The organism is Nostoc sp. (assembly GCF_036917555.1).
Classification (GTDB): Bacteria; Cyanobacteriota; Cyanobacteriia; order Cyanobacteriales; family Nostocaceae; genus Nostoc.
The window spans coordinates 1-4,930 of sequence record NZ_JBALDD010000029.1; the positions used below are offsets into that span (position 1 = coordinate 1).

Sequence of the window (4,930 nt, forward strand, 5' to 3'; positions counted from 1 at the left end):
CGCAACATGAGACATCCCGACTAAACCTTGTAATGCCAGTATTAATAAAATTGCTCTAATCGGCTGGAACTTGGAGACATATTCAAAGCCCTCCCACAATTTCTGCAAAGTATCGCTAAGGCTCTTTTGGGTTTGCATAGGTCTGACTTTCAGCTGCATTGCTAGCAGGGTAAAGATGGCAGGGTATAGCTGAGAGTATCGTAGAGAAAACAATATTTCACCCCTAGCGTCGCAATCAAAATCCCGCCTATAGCGGGCAAAAATTAGTGGTGTTTCATCGGTTGGCCCCATGTCGATACTACCCACATTTAAGGCTTCTAAGAGCGGTGGCCCGGACACAAATTGAGACCAAGTAACACCTATTCCTTGAGGAGCTAAACGTTTTTCAATTACGCCTTTTTCATGAGTTAGATCCCCTGAAACTTGGTAGCCAAGCTGAACAACCTTAGTACTGCTAGTGTTCTTAATGTTAGTGTTACTGGCACTGCTATTGCCGATACTGGTTTTGTTTGTACCACAACTGGCTAAAGTCGTAAAAGAAACTAATCCATAGAAAGCGTAGAGTAAATCACATCTTGATATCGAATATTTGCCAATTTATACTTTTCTCACAACTGGTCACTTGATATTAATGTTGATACCCTTATGCATAATAGGCAGTGTTATAGTAGCTTTTCTCCCTTTTCTCTCTAAGAGGTTGTTTGAAAAGTTTTTAGTGATATATTAGATACTGTTAGAGCCTCCTTAAAAAGAATGACTTAGACTTTCATTTTCTCTTTGAAAAACTGCGATATATATACATTTCCATGCTCGGCAAAAGATATCATTACCGCCTTATTCCCCCTTCTTAAGGGGGAATTCAAGAGACAGCCTCTCGCAGAGAAGAAAGCTAACAGAACTCAGGTTTATGAAAGCACTGTTTGTGGTTCCTTAGATTCAGCTTTCTGCTTGAAGACAGTTGGTACTTCTGCGTTGAACACCTCACCTTGAACCACTTGGGAGCGGAAACCATCAACTCCAACTGGAACATCACCAGTAATGGTGGTGCGATATAAGAGACGCTCGACATCCAAATGATCTAAATCTTGAGGAGCTAAATGCACAGTGGCGCGGTTATCCCAGAAGGCGATATCACCATTGTTCCAACGGAAACGGGTGGTGTAGGCAGGTTTGGTGATTTGGTTGAAGAACAACTCAAGTAACAGTTTGCTCTCTTGTGGTGACACGTCAATAATGTGCGAGGTGAAACCAGGGTTAACGAACAACGCACGTTCGCCAGTCTCAGGATGAACCCTGACTACTGGGTGGATTGAGACTAGTGGATTAACAGCAATACGCTCGTCGAATTTGCCGTTGCGGGGCTGATACCCGCCCCCATTAAAGCGATGTTCAGCTTTCAATGTGTCTGCTAGCGCCCTTAGGGGTGCTGACAGTCCTTCATAAGCCGCAACTAGATTACTCCACTCAGTGTCACCACCGAAGTTGGGGACATTAACCGCGCGTAAAATTGATCCTGCTGGTGGGTTAATAGCTGCCGTTACGTCTGTGTGCCAAGGGCCACCAGTGCGAAAACCGTACTGCTTCTCATAGAGCTTACGATCTACAGGTTTGATCTGTGGGAATCCCGGTACTGGTTCAGGCTCTCCGAGTGGATGCGCGAAAGTTACTTCACCGAAACGAGATGTGAACTCAACCTGAGCAGCGTGATCAATGTTCTGACCACGAAAGAACACAACTTTCCATTTCAATAATGCTTTACGGATTTCTTGAACTTGCTCGTCAGAAAGAGGACGGGAAAGGTCTAGGCTACCGATTTCGGCACCGATGAAACCAGCAACTTGTTTAACTTCTATATGTTTGTAGCCCATGTAGATTCTCCAGAGTTTGATCCGTAGGGTGGTGTTCACACTCACCTGTTTGCTTTGGAATTTTGCCAATATCTGATCGCAACATTCCTGTGCTGGGAGTAGAACTGAAAGTATAGTACATTAATTCGATATATTTACCGTAGTATGCAATGCTATTTAATAATCTCCTGTATTTTTGCAGCTAGGATCTTTGGAATTGAGACACTGATGCCCTTCTCTACGAGAGGCTGTGCCAACGGCTTGGTGCAGTTGCTACCCTACGGGAACGCGCTTGAGCGTAGCTTGCTTCCTCGTAGGGGTACAAGTCGGGAGACCTGTTGTTATACCAATTCACTAAAATTCAGTAGACCTAAAAGTTCTACCATTGCTCCATAATTGATATCTGTGGAACTGATTATCGTCAAAAAAACCGTATTTTTAGATACAGTTTTCCAAAAATCCTTGACTGTTTTTCAATAAGTAAAACTAATTAATCAGCTAGAAAGTTAAGGGTAACGCACCCACCAGAATATAGTTCTGGTACTGTAGCCTGCAATTTTTGTAAAGTATGGGAGTAAAGACGCAAAATTTTTGATTCTGAGGATTATTTAGTTTGGACATGACAACAACGGAGCCAGTTTTAACTGATAGTAAAACCTTAAATGAAGTAGTTAACTGTTTAACAGAACATATTCCAATTTAGACGCAAGGTAAGTGTGAACAACAAAATATCTTTGAAATTTTAATTCGAGCAGCCACTCAGAAAGATAGTATTGAAAACACAACCAAAGTCTTAAAAAACGTTCTGACAAGCAACGATATTCGTTACCATGTAGAAAAATATTCAGATTTAAAATCTTTAGAATTAGATTTAAATACAGTGCTGCAAAGCCGTTTACCAGATGGTATTCGAAAAGGAAAGCAAAAAAATGCTATTGATTTTAACTTGATTCCTTATTATGGTGAACCATCACCATCAGAAACACCATATATTTATAGAAGTCAAGTTAAAAGTGGTACTTGTTCTTTTTATGCCTATGCTACTGTCTATGTAATTAAGAAGAATAAATGAGTAATTTTAGCTATCAAAGCTATTCAACAACAAAATACTTTAGTTGCAATTATCACTTATCTTTTAGCTCTGATTGAGCCTTTGAATCTGAAAATAGAACGATTGTATTTAGACCGGAAATTCTTCTATGTACCAGTGATTAGATGGTTGCAAGCTCTTGATATACCCTTTGAAATGCCAGTTATTATTCGAGGGAAACAAGGAGGTACTAGACAGTTAATTAGAGGTCAGCGTAGTTACAAGACTAGTTATACCTTAAACAGCGATAAGTATGGCTCAGTCACTTTTAATGTGTGGATAGTTTGTACATATAAAAATGGTAGAAGACGAGCGCATGGTCGAGAATTTTTTATTTATGCCATCTATAAAGAAAAGTTATCTTTACACCTGATACATGATGACTATCATCTTCGTTTTAGGATTGAGAGTAGCTATCGGATGAAAAATCAGTGCCAGATTAAAACTACTATTAAAAATCCCATTATTCGGCTTTTATTTGTAGCTTTGGCATTTTTAATTATTAATATTTGGATTTATTTAGTATGGCACTATCTTAGCCGTTTAAAAAGAAGCTCTAGGCAAGTTCTTTCTCATCTATTTACCCTCAAACAAATGCTTGAATTTTTACGTCAAGCCGTAAACCGCAACTATGGGGTAAAGAGCGAAGTGTGTTTACCATCTGGCTGATCTTAGTTGATTTTTTTGGGGGTGTGATTTATAAACTAATCTTATCATTGAGCTAAACTCTCAGCTTTTGTATATTTCCCCGAAGAATTGTATCGTAAGCTACCATTTTTTAGCGATCACAGAAGTTTTCGGTCTACTGAAATTATGAAACAGATGTAAATCCTGAAAGGCTAGCTATCTCTAAGTTTTTTAATTGCAAATTGCTCTCTTCTCTACGAGACGCTTTGCGAATTGTGAATTGGTATTAGCACCTGCTTCACCTGTTGCCTGTAAAGAGTTCCCTTTTAAGAACGAATGAGGGTTTTGTCCGTAATTTTGGGACTGGCAATCATTACCAGTTAGGTAGGCGCAGCCCGCACTTCTCTACGAGACGCTGTGCGTAGCTTGCTTCCACGTTCGCGTAGTGTCCCGTAGGGAAGTGGTACCTCTATTACCGGGCTTGCACATTCAAACTAATAGCAAATTCCCTAAACAACCTTCTAGCAATAAATCTTTTACAGTTGCTCAAGCAGTTGGAGACAATAACAAAGCTGTTGAAAAACTTACTCGTCACTAAGAATCAGCCATTAATGCTTTTTTGATTAGCGAATAAGAGGCTGCGTTTTACTTGAATCGATCCATTATGTAGGTTTGAACCGATAATATTTGACGCTAAGTCAAAGCCGTTACTAAAGTTTTGTGACAACAAAGAATATTTGCTTTAAATTAGGATTTTACAAAGTTAACCCTGAACAAGCTGGCTATACACCTGAGCAATTTCAAGCCCAACTATCACAATTGCAGTCTCATCTCAGAAGTATGTGATAGAAATGGCCAGAAAACGAGCGCAGTGCTTTAATCAAATCGGTAAAACTTTGGGTATCTACGCCAATAAACCGAAAAAATATCCAACTCAACTCTACTTCTTAGCAGCAGGGCAAATTACAGATGATGATTGGGATTATGATGGTATCTACCTACCCGCAGGTACTCAGGTAGTTTTAAGTCCGAATACTGAAGTACAAGAGTTAACCCAACCCATTGCTGTCAAGTTTGTCGATGGTACACAGTCCATTGCTAGAATACCGATTCAGTAATCGGAGAGCAAAATAAAAATCAGCCCAAAGAGAAATAAACAATGGAGAATAAAGCGTAGAAAACGCTTGCCAGCCAAGACTTATAGCGGCAAATAAGCTGTAAACAATATTTAACACAATCTGTTGGAGAAGCTAAACACAAATCTGTCAAATGCATCAAAACAATATCCAGCCAGCCGCCATAAAACCCAGCAAGTGCGCCGATCAGTGTACCGACACTCATGGCTACTAACATCGAAAAAATTCCG

At 39.8% G+C, this 4,930-nt stretch carries 2 protein-coding genes and 3 pseudogenes; 2 read left to right on the forward strand and 3 right to left on the reverse strand.

What is annotated here, in order from left to right; all coding sequences use genetic code 11:
• Both V7K60_RS13110 and V7K60_RS13115 read right to left on the reverse strand, forming a co-directional pair.
• Nucleotides 1-339 (reverse strand): annotated as a pseudogene (locus V7K60_RS13110) (hypothetical protein); the annotation flags it as partial.
• Between the two features lie 566 nt (nucleotides 340-905).
• Entirely contained in the window at nucleotides 906-1,907 is a 1,002-nt protein-coding gene (locus V7K60_RS13115) for a TauD/TfdA dioxygenase family protein (RefSeq protein ID WP_334926108.1), read from the reverse strand.
• 559 nt (nucleotides 1,908-2,466) lie between these two features.
• Here V7K60_RS13115 and V7K60_RS35235 point away from each other — a divergent pair.
• Nucleotides 2,467-3,606 (forward strand): annotated as a pseudogene (locus V7K60_RS35235) (transposase).
• Nucleotides 3,607-4,415: 809 nt separating this feature from the next.
• Nucleotides 4,416-4,682, forward strand: a complete 267-nt coding sequence (locus tag V7K60_RS13130; RefSeq protein WP_334926112.1) for a hypothetical protein — start codon at nucleotides 4,416-4,418, stop codon at nucleotides 4,680-4,682.
• A 19-nt stretch (nucleotides 4,683-4,701) separates the two neighbouring features.
• Here the strand turns inward: V7K60_RS13130 and V7K60_RS13135 are convergent.
• Nucleotides 4,702-4,930 (reverse strand): annotated as a pseudogene (locus tag V7K60_RS13135) (hypothetical protein); the annotation flags it as partial.